The sequence below is a fragment of the Microbacterium sp. H37-C3 genome, from assembly GCF_027157935.1.
GTDB lineage: Bacteria > Actinomycetota > Actinomycetes > Actinomycetales > Microbacteriaceae > Microbacterium > Microbacterium plantarum.
Genome location: NZ_JAPVLR010000004.1, coordinates 75,520 through 92,988, shown reverse-complemented (window position 1 = coordinate 92,988; position 17,469 = coordinate 75,520). Strand labels below are relative to the sequence as shown.

At 71.3% G+C, this 17,469-nt stretch carries 17 protein-coding genes; 3 read left to right on the top strand and 14 right to left on the bottom strand.

The window, feature by feature from the left end:
* Positions 1 to 9 precede the first annotated feature (9 nt).
* Genes O1W71_RS12115 through O1W71_RS12100 form a run of 4 tightly spaced genes read right to left on the bottom strand, consistent with a single transcriptional unit; the run spans position 10 to position 3,694 of the window.
* Positions 10 to 840 carry a metal ABC transporter permease gene (locus tag O1W71_RS12115; protein WP_396652031.1) on the bottom strand — a complete coding sequence of 277 codons (831 nt, stop codon included), beginning with the start codon at positions 838 to 840 and terminating at the stop codon, positions 10 to 12.
* Between the two features lie 41 nt (positions 841 to 881).
* Positions 882 to 1,631 (bottom strand): metal ABC transporter ATP-binding protein, encoded by a 750-nt coding sequence (locus O1W71_RS12110; RefSeq protein ID WP_269268122.1) that lies wholly within the window; start codon positions 1,629 to 1,631, stop codon positions 882 to 884.
* Entirely contained in the window at positions 1,628 to 2,569 is a 942-nt protein-coding gene (locus O1W71_RS12105) for a metal ABC transporter substrate-binding protein (protein WP_269268121.1), read from the bottom strand. The genes O1W71_RS12110 and O1W71_RS12105 overlap by 4 nt, the downstream gene beginning before the upstream one ends.
* A gap of 9 nt (positions 2,570 to 2,578) precedes the next feature.
* Entirely contained in the window at positions 2,579 to 3,694 is a 1,116-nt protein-coding gene (locus O1W71_RS12100) for a Gfo/Idh/MocA family protein (RefSeq protein ID WP_269268120.1), read from the bottom strand.
* 41 nt (positions 3,695 to 3,735) lie between these two features.
* Here O1W71_RS12100 and O1W71_RS12095 point away from each other — a divergent pair, with 41 nt between their 5' ends.
* The gene (locus tag O1W71_RS12095; RefSeq protein ID WP_269268119.1) at positions 3,736 to 4,734 is read left to right on the top strand and encodes an alpha/beta fold hydrolase; all 999 of its coding nucleotides are present in this window, start codon (positions 3,736 to 3,738) and stop codon (positions 4,732 to 4,734) included.
* 32 nt (positions 4,735 to 4,766) lie between these two features.
* Here the strand turns inward: O1W71_RS12095 and O1W71_RS12090 are convergent, their stop codons facing one another.
* Genes O1W71_RS12090 through O1W71_RS12075 form a run of 4 tightly spaced genes read right to left on the bottom strand, consistent with a single transcriptional unit; the run spans position 4,767 to position 7,341 of the window.
* Entirely contained in the window at positions 4,767 to 5,567 is an 801-nt protein-coding gene (locus tag O1W71_RS12090) for a MerR family transcriptional regulator (RefSeq protein WP_269268117.1), read from the bottom strand.
* Positions 5,564 to 6,118: a VOC family protein gene (locus O1W71_RS12085; RefSeq protein ID WP_269268115.1), complete on the bottom strand. Its 555-nt coding sequence runs from the start codon at positions 6,116 to 6,118 to the stop codon at positions 5,564 to 5,566. The genes O1W71_RS12090 and O1W71_RS12085 overlap by 4 nt, the downstream gene beginning before the upstream one ends.
* A 52-nt stretch (positions 6,119 to 6,170) precedes the next feature.
* A complete protein-coding gene (locus tag O1W71_RS12080; RefSeq protein ID WP_162815494.1) occupies positions 6,171 to 6,347 on the bottom strand; it encodes a hypothetical protein in 177 nt (58 codons plus the stop codon).
* Between the two features lie 19 nt (positions 6,348 to 6,366).
* Positions 6,367 to 7,341, bottom strand: a complete 975-nt coding sequence (locus O1W71_RS12075; RefSeq protein ID WP_269268114.1) for a VanZ family protein — start codon at positions 7,339 to 7,341, stop codon at positions 6,367 to 6,369.
* Positions 7,342 to 7,541: 200 nt separating this feature from the next.
* Between O1W71_RS12075 and O1W71_RS12070 the strand changes: the two genes are divergently transcribed.
* A complete protein-coding gene (locus O1W71_RS12070) occupies positions 7,542 to 8,246 on the top strand; it encodes an L-ribulose-5-phosphate 4-epimerase (RefSeq protein WP_269268113.1) in 705 nt (234 codons plus the stop codon).
* 11 nt (positions 8,247 to 8,257) lie between these two features.
* Here the strand turns inward: O1W71_RS12070 and O1W71_RS12065 are convergent, their stop codons facing one another.
* Positions 8,258 to 8,491 (bottom strand): three-helix bundle dimerization domain-containing protein, encoded by a 234-nt coding sequence (locus O1W71_RS12065; RefSeq protein ID WP_112617818.1) that lies wholly within the window; start codon positions 8,489 to 8,491, stop codon positions 8,258 to 8,260.
* A gap of 91 nt (positions 8,492 to 8,582) precedes the next feature.
* Here O1W71_RS12065 and O1W71_RS12060 point away from each other — a divergent pair, with 91 nt between their 5' ends.
* Positions 8,583 to 9,050, top strand: coding sequence for an acyl-CoA thioesterase (locus O1W71_RS12060; RefSeq protein WP_240309703.1), 468 nt, complete (start codon positions 8,583 to 8,585; stop codon positions 9,048 to 9,050).
* Here O1W71_RS12060 and O1W71_RS12055 read toward each other — a convergent pair whose 3' ends face one another.
* From O1W71_RS12055 to O1W71_RS12035, 5 genes are all read right to left on the bottom strand, one after another.
* Positions 9,051 to 12,764, bottom strand: a complete 3,714-nt coding sequence (locus O1W71_RS12055; protein WP_269268112.1) for a phosphodiester glycosidase family protein — start codon at positions 12,762 to 12,764, stop codon at positions 9,051 to 9,053.
* 124 nt (positions 12,765 to 12,888) lie between these two features.
* Positions 12,889 to 13,605: a glycosyltransferase gene (locus O1W71_RS12050; RefSeq protein WP_269268111.1), complete on the bottom strand. Its 717-nt coding sequence runs from the start codon at positions 13,603 to 13,605 to the stop codon at positions 12,889 to 12,891.
* A complete protein-coding gene (locus tag O1W71_RS12045; RefSeq protein ID WP_269268110.1) occupies positions 13,602 to 14,969 on the bottom strand; it encodes a bifunctional PIG-L family deacetylase/class I SAM-dependent methyltransferase in 1,368 nt (455 codons plus the stop codon). Before O1W71_RS12045 ends, O1W71_RS12050 begins: the two co-directional genes overlap by 4 nt.
* Positions 14,963 to 16,024, bottom strand: coding sequence for an acyl-CoA dehydrogenase family protein (locus O1W71_RS12040; RefSeq protein WP_269268109.1), 1,062 nt, complete (start codon positions 16,022 to 16,024; stop codon positions 14,963 to 14,965). Before O1W71_RS12040 ends, O1W71_RS12045 begins: the two co-directional genes overlap by 7 nt.
* Positions 16,025 to 16,106: 82 nt before the next feature.
* Positions 16,107 to 17,417, bottom strand: coding sequence for a UDP-glucose dehydrogenase family protein (locus tag O1W71_RS12035; protein WP_269268266.1), 1,311 nt, complete (start codon positions 17,415 to 17,417; stop codon positions 16,107 to 16,109).
* Between the last annotated feature and the right edge of the window lie 52 nt (positions 17,418 to 17,469).

Here is a 17,469-nt window from a genome sequence, read left to right as displayed (position 1 = left end):
AGCGGCACGCTAGCCAGCGGGAACGGATTCGGCGACGGACTTGCGCGAGGCCATCCGACGCCCGATGATCCCGTGTCTCGGGCTGAAGAGGTAGACCGCGGCGAACACGACGCCCTGCACGAGCACGACGAGTCCGCCCGACGAGGCGTCCACCCAGTAGCTCAGGTAGATGCCGACGATCGAGGATGCCGCCGAGAGCACCGGCGCGATGACGAGCATGCGGCCGAAGCGGTCGGTGAGCAGGTGCGCCGTGGCTCCCGGGATGATGAGCATCGCGACGACGAGCACGACGCCCACGACCTGGAGCGCGACGACCGCGGTCAGCGCGAGCACGCCCAGGAGCAGCCCCGAGAGGAGCCGGGGCGAGAGCCCGATCGCGAAGGTGTGGATCGGATCGAAGGCGAACAGCGTGAGGTCGCGGCGCTTGACGAACAGCACCGCGAAGGCCACTGCGGCCAGGACCGCGATCTGCACGAGGTCGCCGGTGGAGACCCCGAGGACGTTGCCGAACAGGATGTGGTTGAGGTCGGTCTGGCTCGGCGTGACCGAGATGAGCACGAGACCGAGCGCGAACAGCGTCGTGAACACGATGCCGATGGCGGCATCCTCCTTGACGCGGCTCGTGCCCCGGATGATGCCGATGAGGGCGACCGCGAGGAACCCGAACACGAGGGCACCGATCGCGAAGGGGGCACCGAGGACGTACGCGAGCACGACGCCGGGCAGCACCGCGTGACTGACGGCGTCGCCCATGAGCGACCAGCCGATGAGGACGAGCCAGCACGACAGGACGGCGCAGACGATCGCGGCGATCGCCGTGGCCGACAGGGCCCGCAGCATGAACTCGTACTGGAGGGGCTCGAGCAGGATGTCGATGAGGTTCACGGGCGCTCCTCGATGGTCAGGCCGAAGGCGCGCGCGAGCAGCTCGGGGCGGAGCGCCTCGTCGACGGCTCCCTGGAAGACGACGCGGCGCAGCAGCAGCACGGCTTCGTCGGCGAGCGAGGGGAGGGCGTGCAGGTCATGGGTGGAGACCAGCACCGTGCGGCCGTCGGCCGCGATCTCGCGGAGCAGGCGCACGATCGTCGCCTCGGACTTCTTGTCGACTCCTGCGAAGGGCTCGTCGAGGAGCAGGACGCCGGCATCCTGGGCGATGCCGCGTGCGACGAACGCGCGTTTGCGCTGCCCTCCCGACAGCCGGCCGATCTGGCGGTCGGCGAGGTCGCCCAGTTCGACGCGCTCGAGGGCGGCGTCGACGGCGCGATGGTCCTCGGGGCGCGGGCGGCGGGTGGGGCCGAGGCGACCGTACCGGCCCATCATCACGACGTCTCGCACCGAGACCGGGAAGGTCCAGTCGACGTCCTCGCTCTGGGGCACGTACCCGATGACGCCGCGGCGGCGGGCGACCGCGGGGGTCTGACCGGCGATGCTCACCCGGCCGCTCGCGGGACGGACGAGACCGGTGATCGACTTGAACAGCGTCGACTTGCCCGATCCGTTCATGCCGATCAGCGCGGTCACGCGGCCGGGCGTGACGGTGAGGTCGACGTCGTCGAGCGCCACGATGTCGCGGTAGCGCACCGACACTCCGGTGACCTCGATGCCCGGGGACGCGCCGGCCACGCCGCTCACGAGGCGGTCCCGGTCAGCGCCGCCGTGATCGTCTCGGCGTCGTGGCGGAGCAGGTCGAGGTAGGTCGGCACGGGGCCGTCCTGCTCGGAGAGCGAGTCGACGTAGAGGGTGCCGCCGAAGACGGCATCCGTCGCCTCGACGACCTGCTGCATCGGGCGGTCCGACACCGTCGACTCGCAGAAGACGGCGGGCACGTCGTTGTCGTCGACGAACTCGATCGTCTGCCGGATCTGCTGGGGTGTCGCCTGCTGCTCGGCGTTGACGGGCCAGATGTAGGCCTCGGTGAGCCCGGCATCTCGAGCGAGGTACGAGAAGGCGCCTTCGCACGTCACGAGCGCGCGCTGCTCGACGGGCACCGTCTCGAGGTCGGCGACGAGATCGTCGTGGATGCGCTGCAGCTCGTCGTTGTAGGCGGCGCCGTTCGCGGCGTAGGCGTCGGCGCCCGCGGGATCGAGCTCGCTGAACGCCGCGACGATGTTCTCGACGTACAGCTGCACGTTCAGGGGGCTCATCCAGGCGTGGGGGTTGGGCTTGCCGGCGTAGGCGTCTCCGGTGATGTCGATCGTCTCGACGCCCTGAGACACGACGGCGTGCGGTGCGTCCGCGGTCTCGACGAACCGCGCGAACCATGACTCGAGTCCCAGCCCGTTGTCGAGGATCAGGTCGGCGTCGGACGCCGCCGCGATATCGCGCGGGGTGGGCTCGTAGCCGTGGATCTCGGCCCCGGCCTTCGTGATCGATCGCACATCGAGCCGGTCTCCCGCGACGTTGCGGGCGATGTCGGCGAGCACCGTGAACGTCGTCAGGACGACGGGCCGGTCACCCGACGGCTCGCCGGCGACGTCGGCGTTCGAGCCCGTCGCGCAGCCCGCGAGGAGCGCGGCCGTCGCCCCCAGGGCGACCAGCGCGGAAAGGCGGCGATGTCGATTTTTCGGCATACCGAAAAATTACCCGCTGGCCTCCCGGGCGTGCAATTCCTCGTCGACGACATCGGCCCAGGGTTGACGCGTCGAACGCACGGTGTTACCGGACTCGGCCGCCTGCTGCATCAGCAGCGCGAGGTAGTGGTCCTGGCTGGCCTCGGCCAGCGAATAGACCGGCGCGTGCCCGTCGATGGCGTCCGGCATCCCGTCGAGCATCCGCGCGATCGCGATCTCGTCGTCGTTGAGGCGGGCCGGGAGGAAGGGGTTGCGGAAGACCCACTCGTCGCCGAGGAGGATGCCGCGCAGGAACATCCCCTCCAGGTTGCCGCCCTCGCCCGTCATGACCCGTCGCAGCGAGTCGAAGACGGGCTCGTCGAACCGGCGGAGGTGGCGCACCTCGCCGTTCTCGATCTCGCCGCGCTCGCCGCGGATCAGCAGGCGGTTGCCGCGGATCCACGAGAAGTACTGCTCGCCGGCGAAGTCGTACACGCCCAGGCGGTCGCCGAACGCGAACCGAGCCGTGGTCTGCGTCGCGGTGACGATCCGCTCCTCGGTGGGGTCGCCGTCGCGGCCCGGTCCCGCCACGAGCGGAGACCGGAAGACGGATGCCGTGATCTCGGTCTCGTCGGCGCCGATGCCGAGCGCTCGCCGCATGACGCTGACGCCGTGATAGTCGTGGCACTGCGCGACGAGCGCCTGTGACGGGGTGCCCAGCCGTCCGGAACGGGCCACCGCGAGCTGCGCCGACAGCAGCGGCGACAGGTGGTACTGCTCCGCGACCTGCACCGTCGGCATCCCCGGGCGGGCGAGGTGCTCCCACAGGTCGACGAGGTCGTCGATCCCGGCGGCGGGCGGTGTCTCGGTCAGGACCGGGATGCCGCGGCCGGCGAGGTCGACGATGATCCCGGGAGCCACGTCGCGCGGCACCGAGACGACGACGAAGTCGGGGGTGCCGTCGGCGAGCAGCGCGTCGAGGTCGCTGTAGCCGCGGACGCCCCACCGGTTCTCGATCTCGGCCGCGGTCGCCGCGCTGCGGGTGACGAGGCCGGAGATGCGGAACCGCTCGGGAAGGGCGGCGGCGATGCGCAGGAAGAAGTCACTGCGCCAGCCGCTGCCGACGATGGCGAAGGTGAGGGTCATCGGCACAGTCTGCACGGGGCGGCGTGTGAGACGGTAGGGGCATGGTGGAGGGGCGCGCTCGCGGCGGTGAAGATGATATGGAGCCGGCCGACATCGACGTCGAGACGGTCGCGTTCGACGGGGTGCGCACTCGGGTCACGCGGGTGCAGACCGCGTCGTCGGCGGATGCGGGGCGGGCCTTCGTGCTGATCGCTGGCATCGGGGTGGCCGCGACGTACTTCGACCTGCTCGCCCCCACGCTCGCGCAGAACGCGCGGGTCTACGCTCTCGACCTTCCGGGCTTCGCCGGTCAGCGTGCGCCGCGCGACGAGCCGTCGGTGGCGTTCTTCGCCGACCAGGTGGAGGCGGTGCTCGATCGGTTCGAGCTCGATGATCCCGTGCTGCTCGGGCACTCCTTCGGCACGCAGATCGTCACGGAGGTGCTCACGCGGCGCCCCGGCATCCGCCAGGCCGTCCTCATCGGTCCGGTCGTGAACGATCGCGAGCGCTCGGTGGTGCTGCAGGCGATCCGGTTCGGGCAGTCATCGCTGTTCGAGCCGTTCCGCCTCGTGATGCTGGCGGTCAGCGCCTACCTGCTCTGCGGCTTCGCCTACTTCATGCGGGTGCTGCCGCACATGATGCGGTATCCGCTGCGCGAGCGCCTGGCGGACGTCTCTGCGCAGGTGCTGCTGATCCGCGGCGCGTGCGACTTCTCGTCGCCGCGGTACTTCCACTCGGAGCTCCTGGCCGTCGCGCGCGACGCGTGGCGGTGGGAGATCCATGGCGCCGCGCACTCGGTCATCAACGGCAACGCGATCGGCGTAGCCAAGCTCATGGACGCCTTCGTCGCGGGCGACCTGCCGCGCCGCGGTCAGATGTCGCAGGAGGAGGCACGCGTGCCCCGGCCTGCGTACGGCGGGATCGCCCTCATGTGGCGCGCGGCGCGCTACCGCGTGCAGGAGTGGTTCAGCGCGCGGGACGGCGACGAGGTCGGCGTCGAGCATGCGAAGGAGTCGCACGCCGCCGTCATGTGGCGCGCGTTCACCGGCGGACGCAGCTGAGCCGGCGGGCTCGCGACGTCACTTCCTCGTCGTCACTCCCACACCGCGGTGTCGGGGTCGAGGCCGTGCGCGCGGGCGCTCGCGTCGATGCTGCGGCGCAGCCACGAGGCGAGGCCCGGTCGGAGACGATCGTAGTGCGCGGTGAACGCGGCATCCGCTTCGTACATCCGGCCGAGGCAGACCTGCATCGACCGGCTCACCGGGAAGTACTCGCTGATCGCGGCACGATGGCGCTCGACGAGCGCCTCGGCCTCCGGCGCGCCGGGCTCGATGCCCGCGTCGGCGGCCGCGGCGAGGTCGGCCTCGAGCGCGGTCATCGTCGCGGTGATCTCCCGCCACTGGTCGGGGGTACGGGTGGCGGCGCGTTCGGCGTACTGCTGCCACTGCGGGGAGTCGCCGTAGCGGCGCCGGGCGAGGGCGGGCCAGTCGGGGTTCCAGTCGGGGCCGAAGATCGACAGCTGCTCCTCGGCGGTGAGCAGCACGCCGCGCTCGTGCGCCTCGATCATGCGGTCGAGACCGGCGCGGAGGCCCTCGAGCCGGGCGAGCGATCGCGACACCTCGTCGCGTTGCTCCCGGAGAGCCGCGGAGGTGTCGCGACCCGGCTCGTCGAGGATGGTGCGGATCTGGTCGAGCCCCAGCCCGACCTCGCGGTACACGACGATGCGCTGCAGGCGAGCGATGTCGGCGGCCGTGTACAGCCGGTACCCGGCGTCGGTGCGCAGCGACGGCGAGGCGAGGCCGATCTCGTCCCAGTGGTGCAGGGTGCGCACCGTGACCCCGAGATCGGATGCCGCGCGCCCGACCGTCACCCCGTCCGGGCTGGTACCGCTCATCGCTGCTGCTCCTCCTTCGCCGGGTTCTTCGAGGGTGTGATGCCGATGGCGGCGAGGGAGCGTGCTGCGGCGCTGTCGGGCTCGTAGGGCTTCGCCGCCGTGACGACGATACGCGCGTTCTCCGGGGTGAGGATCTCGACCTCGCGACTGTTCCACGGGGTGTCGCGGGGCTCGCCGACCGCCCCCGGGTCCAGCGCGCGGCAGGCCTCGACGATGCCGTCGAGCTCGGCGAGGACGCAGGCGTAGCTGTAGGTCAGTGCGGGTGGTTCGGACGTCGGCGCCGAGGCCGGGTCGGCGGCGACGAGCAGGACATCCTGGAACGCCCAGCGGCGCAGGTGGATGAGCGTGCCGGGGATCGAGAAGAGCTCGAAGAACCCCAGGCCCGCGGTCCAGAACCGCGACGAGCTCCTCAGATCGTGCGTGGGGATCGTGACGAACGCCGGCATCCCGTAGATGCCGCGATAGGGCTCGGGGGCGACGGCATCCGGTCCGGGCGGGGGAACGGGGCTGATCTCGAAAGCGTCGTAATAGGGGGTCTCGGGGTCGGTCATGCGACCACTCTCGGCCCTCACGTCGCGTGAGGGTCAAGCGGGGGCGCCCCGGTCAGCGGTAGACGCCGCGCGGGAGCAGCATGGCCGCAGCGATGGCGAGCACGACCATCGCGACGCCGCCGACGATGACGCCGAGCATCGGGTTGAGGGTGAGGAGTCCCACCAGGAATCCGAGGGCGATACCGACGAGAGCGCCGGTGGCGGTGTGGGCGAGTGCTTCGACGTCCATGCTCTCGACGCTACGGATCTCAGCGCCGGGGCGCGTCCCCCATACGGGTGATTTCGACTCGTCCTGCGGGACCATGCTCCCGGCTGTCGCGCAGTACCTGGGCGCCGAGCAGACCGGGCAGGCCGCGGCCGCCCTGCGTCGTGAACGTCAGGATCGCGGAGGCCACGAGGAAGACGAAGGCGAAGAAGCCCCAGGGGCCGGGGAGCTGATCCAGCAGCGCGTAGCCGCCGATGCCGCCGAGGAACCGCGTGAGTCGGGTCACCACGGCGGGGGTCGGGCCACCGGCGTAGCGGAGGCGCACGGTCAGGTCGCCGATCGTCCGGCCCGACACCAGGACGCATCCGCCGACGACCGCGAGCGCGGCGATCGAGCCGGCCTGACCCGCGAGGTCGGTCTCGACGGCGACGTCGCGGTTGCCCGTGAAGACGAGGGCCGCCTGGATGCCGACGCTCACGAAGATGCCGACGAGCGAATAGGCGAGCAGGTCGCACACCATCGCGAGGATGCGGCGGCCGCGCGTCACCGGTCGCGGGGCGTCCGGCTCTTCGCAGACCGGGCGGCGCGGCACGAGGAGCGCGAGGATCGAGCCGATGACCGCTCCGACGGTGTTGGTGAGCAGGTCGTCGACGTCGAAGACGCGGTAGGCGCACGGGTAGACGCCCCAGACTCCGGTCAGCTGCGTGAACTCGACGATGAGCGAGATGCCGAGGCTGGCCCCGAACGCGACGAGGATGCCGCGGCGGGCGAGAACCCGTACGAAGAAGCCGAGCGGGAGGAAGAGCAGGACGTTGAGGGCGAGCTGCAGGAAGGCCGAGTCGGAGAGGAACGCCCGCGGGCTGCCTCCCGCACGCTGCGCGGCGCCGCGGATGTCGTCGACGAGCTCGAAGAGGTTCAGGTTGGACCCGGCGCACCGCATGCTCGACGGGTCGGGGAGCGGCAGGAGCGTGTAGGTCCAGATCGCGAAGAAGTAGACGAGGGCCGCGCCCCACAGCACCAACTGGCCCGCGGTGAGGTGCCCCGCGCGACGAGCGCGCCGATGCCGATCGCGACGGCGCCGAGGAAGACGTTGTCACCCATTCCGACAACTTTTCCAGACCAGGCGGGTTCTTCTGGACACTGTGAGTGTTACCGGTAACATGACGACCGCCGGTCCCGGAGGCGGAGCCGGCTGATTCCGAGAGGCGGAGGAGTCCGATGGAACACGAAGCGGTGGCGCGGGTTCGGGCCGAGGTGGCGTCGTTGCACGCGGAGCTGGTGCGTTACGGGCTGGTCGTGTGGACCGGTGGCAACGTGTCGGGGCGGGTGCGCCTGGGCGGGGCTCCCGCTGACGACCTCATGGTGATCAAGCCGTCGGGGGTGTCGTATGACGAGTTGGCTCCGGAGAACATGATCGTGTGCGATCTGGACGGCAATGTGGTGCCGGGGACGCCGGGCAGTGACCGGTCGCCCTCCAGTGATACGGCGGCGCATGCGTATGTGTATCGGAACATGCCCGAGGTGGGTGGTGTGGTGCACACGCATTCGACGTACGCGGTGGCGTGGGCGGCGCGGGGTGAGGAGATCCCGTGTGTGATCACGGCGATGGCTGATGAGTTCGGGGGTCCGATCCCGGTGGGTCCGTTCGCGATCATCGGTGATGACTCGATCGGCCGGGGGATCGTGGACACGCTTCGGGGGCATCGTTCCCGGGCGGTGTTGATGCAGAACCATGGGCCGTTCACGATCGGGTCGAGCGCGAAGGATGCGGTCAAGGCTGCGGTGATGGTGGAGGACGTGGCTCGCACGGTCCACATCGCCCGGCAGGCGGGGGAGTTGCTCCCGATTCCGCAGGACGCGATCGATGCGCTGTACGACCGGTATCAGAACGTTTACGGACAGACCACCGACGACCGCCGGTAGCCCCGCACCGGTTAGTCGGACTCGGTCGGCGCCTCGTCGGCGATACCGGCGAGGCGCTCGCGGGTCTCGCGTTCGGCGATGATGCCGATGAAGTCCGTGACGCGGGCGTCGGCGTGGCTCTCAACCGAGGCCGCCGCCTCGCGGTGGATGAGCTCGTCGTCGAGGTCCGGCATCCGCTTCTTGACCCGGTCGGCGACCTCCTCCGTCACCTCGTGGGCGTCGAACTCTTTCGCAGGCTTGTCCATGACCACATCATCCGACGTCGGACCGGCCGGCGAAACCCGTCGACGCGACGCCCCGCGCGTGCGATCATGTGCGGGGTTAGGCTGGATCAACGTGAGCGATCAGACGAGTTCCGAATGGCCCTGGTCGGAGGGCGGCATCAACTTCCACACCCGCAAGTGGGTGCGGCCGGAAGACCTGAACGCCAACGGCACGCTCTTCGGCGGCAGTCTGCTCCGCTGGATCGATGAGGAAGCCGCGATCTACGCGATCATCCAGCTCGGCAACTACCGCGTGGTGACCAAGCTCATCTCGGAGATCAACTTCGAGTCGTCGGCGCTGCAGGGCGACCTCATCGAGATGGGCCTGACCGCGACGCACTTCGGTCGCACCTCGCTGACGATGCGGGCCGTCGTGCGCAATATGATCACGCGCAAGCGCATCCTCTCGATCGAGCGTCTCGTGTTCGTGAGCGTCGACGAGGACGGGCAGCCGATCCCGCACGGCTACTCCGCCATCACGTACGACCGTGATCGGATGCCGCGCGAGCACCCCAAGACCGACTCGGTGCGCCTGCCCTGATCACCGGGACGCGGCTCTCGCGCGACGTCGCCACACGAGCAGCACCAGGCCGAGGGCTGCGACGAGAGCCGCCAGTCCGGCGACCCCGCCGATCGTCCCTGCGTCGGCGCCGGTAGCGGCCAGAGCATCGCTCGACCCGGCATCCGGCCCCGACCCGCCGCCGGAACCGGGCATGCCCGGCCCGCTGTCGCCCGGTGCGCCCGGCCCGCTGTCACCCGGTGCGCCCGGCCCGCCGTCACCCGGTGTGCCCGGCTCGCCGTCACCCGGCGCCGCGACGACCGTGACCTCCACCGTGTCGGTCACCCCGTTCACGGTCACCGAGATCGAGGCATCGCCGGCCGACACGGCGGTCAGCTCACCGGAGGAGGGGTTCAGGCGCAGCGCGCCCGAGGCGGCTGCTTCGGTCTGCGCGCGCTCGGCGCGCCCCGATCGCGCCTCGGCGTCCGCCCGTGCATCCGACCCGACGACGTCGAGCCCGGCGCCGGCCCAGTCCGCGCTCACCGGCCAGGCGACGGGAACCGTGCGCCCGCCGTCCTGTGTCAGCGTCGCCGACACGGGCACCGTCTCGCCGACCTCGAGCACCGTCGGTGCCGCGAGATCGAGCGATTGCACGCGCGGCTTCGTCTCGGCCTGCATCCATCGGATGCGGTCCTCCACCACGGCGGGCCCCGTGCCCACGACGCCGGCGCCGGGGTTCACGCCGAGCATGGTCCAGCCGGCGAAGCCGCCGGCATCCGGGGTTCCCGAGGGCCCCTTGCCCGAGTTGCCGTTCAGCACCCGCGAGACGCCGTCGTAGCTCGTCGCGTCGAAGACGCCGACGTGGCCGTTCACCATGGCGACCGACTTGCCGGTGTCGGCGCGGAAGGCCGCGAGCGTCGACACGAACTGCGCCGCCTCGTAGCGGTCGGAGAGCTGGCTCGCCTTCGACGGCAGCGGGTCGTCGGCCGGGTGGTGCGAGAAGACGAGCACGCCCGTCACCGACGAGTCCTCCGCCGCGGCGGCCAACTCGGAGTCCAGGAACTCCAGCTGCTCCATGCCCGACGCCCGGAACGAGCCGGCCGACGAGTTCAGGGTGATCATGCGCGTCGAGCCGAGGTCGACGGATCGGAACGCCGCGCCGAACGCCGAGGTGAAGTTCGAGATCGCGCCGCCCATGATCTCGTGGTTGCCGGGCACGTAGATGTAGGGCACACGGTCGCCGACCTCCTCGTCGAGGATGCGGGCAGCGAGCTCGAAGTCGGCGACGGATGCCTCGTCGACGAAGTCTCCGTTGATGACGAGGTAGTCGGGCTCGGCCGCGACGATCTCGCGCAGTGTCTCGCGTGCGGCGACGACGACCTCGGAATCGGGGTTGCGGGCGACGAACTGCGCGTCGCTCATGACCGCGATCCGCTGGGAGCGGCCGTCGACGCTGCCGTCGGTGACGATCACCGGGTCGAACACCTTCGGGGCCACCGGCTGGTCGACGTCGGGTGCGACGATCGACTCGAGGCCGGAGATGGCGATGTCGCCGTGGTAGGTGGCCGACGACCGGGTTTCCATAATGCGCACACGCTGGAATGTCAGCGGATACGCCGTGCCCGCCGGCACGGTGAAGCGTGCCTGGCGCCAGCCGGTCCAGTCGATCATGGGGCCGTCGAGGTTGATCGTCGTGTCGGTGCCGGTTCGCATCTGCAGGCGGGGCCAGGCGCCCGAGCCGTCGCCGTCGATCCACAGCGTGATCGCCTGCGGCTGGCCCTCGAGCACGCGGCCCGACGCGGCATCGACCTGCTCCGGAGCGATCGCGTAGTAGCCGCGCGTGCTGGTGGTGGTGGTGAAGTCGTAGGTCATGCGCAGCGCGGCTCGACCGTCGGGGCCGGTGGTCGGGGTGAGCTCACCGGTCGCACGCGCGACTCCGGCGGTCCACGACGCCGCGTCGGTGAAATCGGCCACCGAGATGGTGCGGTAGCCGATGGTCACCGCGACGTCGACGCTGCGTCCACCGGCGGTGAAGGTCACCGTCGCCGAGCCGCTGTCGGTGGTCGGGGTGATGAGGAACGCGTCCAGGCCGTTCCGCTCGACGGTCACGTCGGCCCCGTGCTCGACGCTGACGTCGGCGGTCTCGAGCGGCGCGGTGAAGCCGTCGGCGTCCAGACCCGTGAGGCGGACGGTCGCGGTCTGGCCGGGCTCGGGCAGGGCGACGACCGTCGACGACGGGCGCACCCGCTCGAGGTCGCCGAGCACCCGCACCTCGGTGGTCGCGGTCTTGCCCTCGGCCTCGAACGAGACGGTGGCGGTGCCCGGGGTCACGCCCGCGACGAGCGCCGTCGCGTCGCCCGACGCAGACACCGTGACAGCGGCATCCGTCGCGGAGAAATCGCCGATGACGTCGACCCCCGTGAGGTTGGCGTCGAGGCCGGTGCCGGCCAGCGTGCGGTGGAGCCCGGGGAAGACGGCGTCGGAGCCGGCCGCGTCGAGGGCCGGTGCGACCTTCACGTCGTCGACGACGCCGGCCGGGGCCGACGAGAAGAAGGCGAGGCTGTTGGCGACGACGCGCTCGCCCCCGTCGGAGGGGCGGTTGTGGATGGACGCCTCGGCGTCACCGGGTTCGCGCACGGCGAGCATCGTCGAGCCGCCGCCGTCGAGGTTGACGGCGTTGTAGACGTCGAGGTCGAGCATGAGGTCGCCGAGCTCTCGGATGGTCATGCCGCGGCTGTCGCCGGCGCGTCCGTCGATGGTGACGACGGTGACCTCCGTGCCGTCGCGGTTGACGCCGATGGCGGTGCGGGCCGCCTCGACCTGGTCTTCGTCGGTCTGCACGCCGTCGACGATCATGCGCTGCGACCCGCTGACGGCGAGGTCGACGTCGGCGGACGCCTCGACCGTGACCTCGACCGTGTCGCCGACCTCGAAGGCGGCCAGCGTGGTGGCGCCGCCGTCACGGCCGATGAGCACGCCGGAGCCGTCGGCGATGGCCGTCGTGCCCGTGACGGATGCCGCGTCGGTGGTGACCTCGGTCACGACGCCGTCCTGCACCGTGACGCGGGCGATCGAGCCGGCGATCTCGGCGGGTCCGCCGAGCGGGCGGCTCAACGGGTGGGAGCCCCACGCGGGGGTGTACCACCCGATGCCGTCGACGCCGATGTCGGGGCTGTTGACGCCGGCCAGTCGGTGCACGGTGCCGTCGACGGCGACCGTGGCGCCCGAGGTCAGGGCCTGCACGGCGGCGAGTCCGTCGGAGATCGTGAACGCCTGGCGCATGCCGGGGGCCGCGGTACGCAGACCTTCGGTCGGTGACACGTTCGTGCCGACCGGTGCGGTCGAGTAGTTCATGTCGAAGTAGTCGCCGTTGATCGCCGCGACCGCACCGGTGCCGGCGATCTGGTCGCTGAGCATGGCACCACCCGACACCGTGCCGGCGTCGAGCACGTCGAGCGACAGGGTCGGTGTCGTGAGGTCGGCGCGCATCACGTGGCCGGTCACCCAGCCGGCGGGTTGCAGCCGGCGGAAGTCGGTGAGCTCCAGTCCGGGCGCGAGCGTCTGAGCGTCGGCGCTGAGCATCGACGAGTTCCCGCCGCCGAGGTCGAGTCCGCCCGTGTCGGGCGCGGCGACGGCGGATGCCGGGCTCAGGGCGCCGATGCTCGCAGCGGTCGCGGTGACGACGGCGAGCAGTGCGACTGCGCCGCGGCGCGTTCTCGGGGCCGGGCGGGAGAGACGTGAGGTGAGGGCGGGCACGCGGAGCACCCTACGGACGGGGGCGTCCGAGAGGATGATGGTCCGGTGGCGGGGGGATGACCCTCAGGTGAACCGTCGGTGCCGCGCCCGGTGACGATGCGCGCGGCCTGAGGACCTCAGTGCCTCAAGGTGACACCTGACCTGAGATGCGCTGGTGCGTCGCCTGGACGAACGCCGCGTAACCCCCGGGCGTCCGGCCCTCGAACCGGCCCGAGGTCGTGACCTCGTTGACGTCGGTGGCCACGACCCGCGCACCGGCGGCGCGCGCGGCTCGGACCGTCTCGACATCCTCGTGCTGGTCGAGATCGGGGAATCCGCCCGCTGCGCGGTAGGCGGCGGCGCTCATCCCCAGGTTCGCGCCGTGCACGTTACCGGCGGGCGCTCCGCGAGGGTGCGTCGCGATCCAGTGCGCGGTGTGGGCCGACGTGAGGTCGGCGAAATCGGGGCGCACGGTTCCGAGGACGACCTCGGCGCCGGCGGCGCGGAGATCGAGCTGGTGGGTCAGCCACGTGACCGGGACGGTGGAATCGCCGTCGGTCGTCGCGATCCAGGTGTCGTCCGGCGCGGGGCTGCCGAGTTCGGCGAGGGCCGCCTCGACTCCTTTCCGGCGAGCGGTCCCGACGCGGCGTGCGTCGATGCGCCGGATGCTGACGGGCCATGACCTCGCGATCTGCTCCGAGGCGTCGGTGCAGGCGTCGAGGACGACGACGGGTGCGACCCGGATGCCGGGATGGGTTCGACGCGCGTGCGCGATGGCCGCGGTGAGCGCTGCGAGGCAGGCGTCGAGCAGCGCCGCTTCGTCGTGCACGGGGACGACGACGGCCACGGCGATCGGGCTCACGGAATGAGGCCCGTCTCGACCGCGACCGATCGTGCATGCGTTCGTCCGAACACCTCGAGGATGAAGTCCTCCTCTTCGTGCCGAACGAGCCGGGTCAGCGCGTTCTCGCGCTCGAGAGCCGCGTGGACCTCATCTCCCGAGAGCGGGTACTCCGTCACCGGGTGCCGCCAATGGCAGGCGACGAGGTGGCCGTCGGCGGCGAGGGATGCGGCAATCCGCGTGATCGCCCGGGCGAGGTCATCGGGGTCCCAGTAGTAGCCCACCTCGGACGCGACGATGAGATCGAATTCACCGGCGGGCCACTCGGCGGGCAGCTCGGCGCGAGCGAGACGAACCCCCGCGCGCTCGCCGAGGCGACGTCTGGCGACGGCGAGCGGAGCGTCGGCGATGTCGAGGGCGAGCACGCTGTCGCATCGGTCGGCGAGCAAAGCGGTGAGCGCGCCCGTGGAGCAGCCGAGCTCGAGAGCCGAACGGTAGTGCGCTCGGGGGAGGCTCGCCATCGTGATCGTGCGCTTGCGCTGCTCGTACCACCGCGAGTCGAACCCCCAGGGGTCGTCACCGTTTCGGCGGTAGAAGGCGTCGAAGAAGTCGCGGGGGAGGCTGCCGGTGCGGCGCGGGGGACGCACGAACACCTCGAACTCGCGCTCGAAGTGCTGCTGCATTCCCCCGTGGAGCATCTCCTCGTCCCCCGCGGCCGCCGAGAGCGGCTCGACCTGTGTGCGGTGGAGGCGCATGGCGGCCCGCTTGCGCTCGAGCGCATCCCCGTCGAGGTCGACGAGGTCGACGTCGTCCCAGGGCGCGTCGTCGGGGGAACCCCAGTGCCAGAGCCAGATCGGGTAGGACCGCCACGGGACGTCGCGCTCGCCGCACACCGCCGCGGCGACCTCGCCGACGACGCGGTGATCGCGATGGCCGTCACCTGTCCATGTCGAGACCACGAGCGTGCGTTCGGGGACCGGTTCGTCGCCGAGCGCGTCTGCGATCGCGCCGGCGATCTCGTCGCGGTGGTCGTCGGTCCGGCCGTCGGGAAGACCGAGAAAACGCCGCCGGATGGTCGGCGAGAGACGCGTGAGCGCCCGCTCTGCCTCGTCCCGTCGGAGCGCAGCAAGCTGGATGGGCGAGTGCGTCGGCGAATCGGGATGCGATCCTTCACCGTCGGTCGCGATGATGACGGAGACCGTTGCTCCGCGCCGGGCGGTGCGCGTCATCAGGCCGGCGGCGCCGAGAGTCTCGTCGTCGGGATGGGCGGCGACGACGAGGAGGTGGTCGAAATCCTCGGGCAGCACCGGCAGCGACCGTTCGGCGAAGGCCGCGGCCCACGTCGCTTCAGGGGTGCCGGGATCTCGGTGGCTGAAGCTCACCACTCGCCGCGCCCTTCGCTCACGCTGCCGCCGAGGCGAGCGAGATCGCGCTCGCCGTGGTGCTGACGGATGTAGATCTGCAGGTCGGCGACGCGCCGGGCGTGCCTCTCATCGGCGACGAGAGGCAGGGGGCCGAGCGCGTGCGCCACCTCAGTCAGCGCCGTCTCGACGGCATCCGACACGATCGCGCGCACCCGGCCGGCGAGCAGTGCCGGGTCCGGGTCGGCGTCGATCGTCGCCGCTGCGGCCTTCAGCGTCAGCCGCGCGTTCCACAGAGCGGTGTCGACGCGGGCGAGGTGGACTCGTGACAGCTGGTCGGCGCCGGTACGCCGAGCCGCCTCGAGCAGAGCGTCTCGGAGGGGGAGGGCTCCACCCCACCAGCAGGCGGCCACGCCGATCCCGCCGTGCGCGAAGCCGGGACGGCGCAGATACCAGCCCGCCTCTCCGACCGGCACCGCGGTCGCGTCGGTGAACTCGACCGGAGCGCTCATCACCTGAGTGAGCCCGCGAGCGTGCCAGGGCCCCGCGTGCGGGTCGACCTGGGGAGTGCGCAGCGCCACGGCGAACAGTCGGCGCTCATCGCCGACCCACGCGGTGACGAGCGCGTGGGTGAGCTCGTGCGCGAGCGAGCACCACGGCTTGGTTCCCGAGAGTCGCCACCCGGTGGCGGCGCGGTGGGCTTCGAGGCGTGTGCCCGGCCCCTCGGCGGCGAACACGCCCCACGACGAGCCCGGATGCACCCCGATGGACTCAAGGTCGACGTCGACGTCGAGGCGCCGGGCCTGGTCGAGGATGTCGAGCGCGTCGAGGTGGGGTTCGAGGATGCGGGCAGCGGCGACATCGAGACTCGCCACCGAGGCCAGCAGCGACCAGTCCTCGACCACCGGGCGGTCTGCCGCCCGTGCGGCTCCGACCGCGACCGCCCAGCCGAGGGTGGCGGCGACGTCCGTGCCGAAGCCGTCGATGCCGTCAGCCGCGCCGAGTGCTCCGGCGACGCTGTCTGTCAGGGGCAGCTCCGCCAGGAGGGGAGTGTTTCTCGGGTCGCGGTGTGCGGGCATCGCTTCATCATCGCCTGCGGGACGAGCGTGCAGGTTGCAGATGCTCGATCCGGCGCGGTGGTGTATGTCGGCGGTGGGTGGGTCAGGGGCGGCCCATGCCGCGGTAGTCCCAGCCGGCCGCGCGCCAGGCGTCGGCGTCGAGGCAGTTGCGGCCGTCGACGATGAGCCGGCCGGCGGTGAGCGTCGCGGCGTGCGCGGGGTCGAGCTCGCGGCGGTACTCGTCCCACTCGGTGACGACGATGACGGCGTCGGCGGCGCGGAGGGCCTCGTCGCGGTCCTCGACGTAGTTCAGCTGAGGGTGGATGCGGCGGGCGTTCTCGATCGCCTCGGGGTCGGTCACGGTGACCCAGGCACCGAGACCGTGCAGGCGTACGGCGACGTCGAGTGCGGGGGAATCGCGGGTGTCGTCGCTGTGCGGCTTGAACGCGGCGCCGAGCACCGTGATGTTCTTCTTGAACACCGATCCGCCGAAGGCGCTGACGACGAGGTCGACGGCGCGGTCGCGGCGGCGCATGTTGATGGCGTCGACCTCGCGCAGGAACGCGACCGACTCGCCGCGGCCGAGCTCTTCGGCGCGAGCCGAGAACGCGCGGATGTCCTTCGGCAGGCAGCCGCCGCCGAAGCCGATGCCGGCCCCGAGGAAGCGGCGGCCGATGCGGGCGTCGTGGCCGATCGCGTCGGCCAGGGTCGTGACGTCGGCGCCGGTGACCTCGGCGATCTCCGCCATCGCGTTGATGAAGCTGATCTTGGTCGCGAGGAAGGCGTTCGCGGCGACCTTGACGAGCTCGGCTGTGGCGAGGTCGGTGATGATGAACGGCGTGTTCTTGGCGACCGAGGGGTGGTAGACCTCCCGCAGGATGTCGGCGGCGCGCTCGCCTTCGGCACCGGCGGGGACGCCCGCGACGAGGCGGTCGGGGTCGACGGTGTCTTGCACCGCCCAGCCCTCGCGCAGGAACTCGGGGTTCCAGACGAGCGTGGCGCCGGTGGGGGTCACGCGCTCGGCGAGCGTGGCCGCGGTGCCGACGGGGACCGTCGACTTGCCCGCGACGATGTCGCCCTCGGCCAGGTGCGGGATGAGCGCGTCGACGGCGGCGTTGACGTAGGTCAGGTCGGCGGCGTAGCCGTCCTTCTGCTGCGGGGTGCCGACGCCGATGAAGTGGACGGTGGCGCCCGCGGCATCCGCCATGTCGGTCGAGAAGCGGAGTCGGCCCGACGCGAGACCCTCGCTCAGGATCTCCTGCAGACCGGGCTCGAAGAAGGGGGCTTCGCCGTTCGAGAGCGAGGCGATCTTGCGCTCGTCGACGTCGATTCCGACGACCTCGTGCCCGATGGATGCCATGGCGGCCGCGTGGACCGCCCCGAGGTAACCGCAACCGATGACCGACAGACGCATCATGCTCTCTCTCCGCGGCCCCGACGGCACCGACACTCTTTCATACCAACTT

Coding starts and splice junctions, on each gene's coding strand:
- O1W71_RS12085 (WP_269268115.1), bottom strand. CDS start 6,118: ATGACCGACCCCGAGACCCCCTATTACGACGCTTTCGAGATCAGCCCC.
- O1W71_RS12105 (WP_269268121.1), bottom strand. CDS start 2,569: ATGCCGAAAAATCGACATCGCCGCCTTTCCGCGCTGGTCGCCCTGGGG.
- O1W71_RS12080 (WP_162815494.1), bottom strand. CDS start 6,347: ATGGACGTCGAAGCACTCGCCCACACCGCCACCGGCGCTCTCGTCGGT.
- O1W71_RS12095 (WP_269268119.1), top strand. CDS start 3,736: ATGGTGGAGGGGCGCGCTCGCGGCGGTGAAGATGATATGGAGCCGGCC.
- O1W71_RS12090 (WP_269268117.1), bottom strand. CDS start 5,567: ATGAGCGGTACCAGCCCGGACGGGGTGACGGTCGGGCGCGCGGCATCC.
- O1W71_RS12070 (WP_269268113.1), top strand. CDS start 7,542: ATGGAACACGAAGCGGTGGCGCGGGTTCGGGCCGAGGTGGCGTCGTTG.
- O1W71_RS12040 (WP_269268109.1), bottom strand. CDS start 16,024: ATGCCCGCACACCGCGACCCGAGAAACACTCCCCTCCTGGCGGAGCTG.
- O1W71_RS12035 (WP_269268266.1), bottom strand. CDS start 17,417: ATGCGTCTGTCGGTCATCGGTTGCGGTTACCTCGGGGCGGTCCACGCG.
- O1W71_RS12100 (WP_269268120.1), bottom strand. CDS start 3,694: ATGACCCTCACCTTCGCCATCGTCGGCAGCGGCTGGCGCAGTGACTTC.
- O1W71_RS12115 (WP_396652031.1), bottom strand. CDS start 840: ATGCTGCGGGCCCTGTCGGCCACGGCGATCGCCGCGATCGTCTGCGCC.
- O1W71_RS12065 (WP_112617818.1), bottom strand. CDS start 8,491: ATGGACAAGCCTGCGAAAGAGTTCGACGCCCACGAGGTGACGGAGGAG.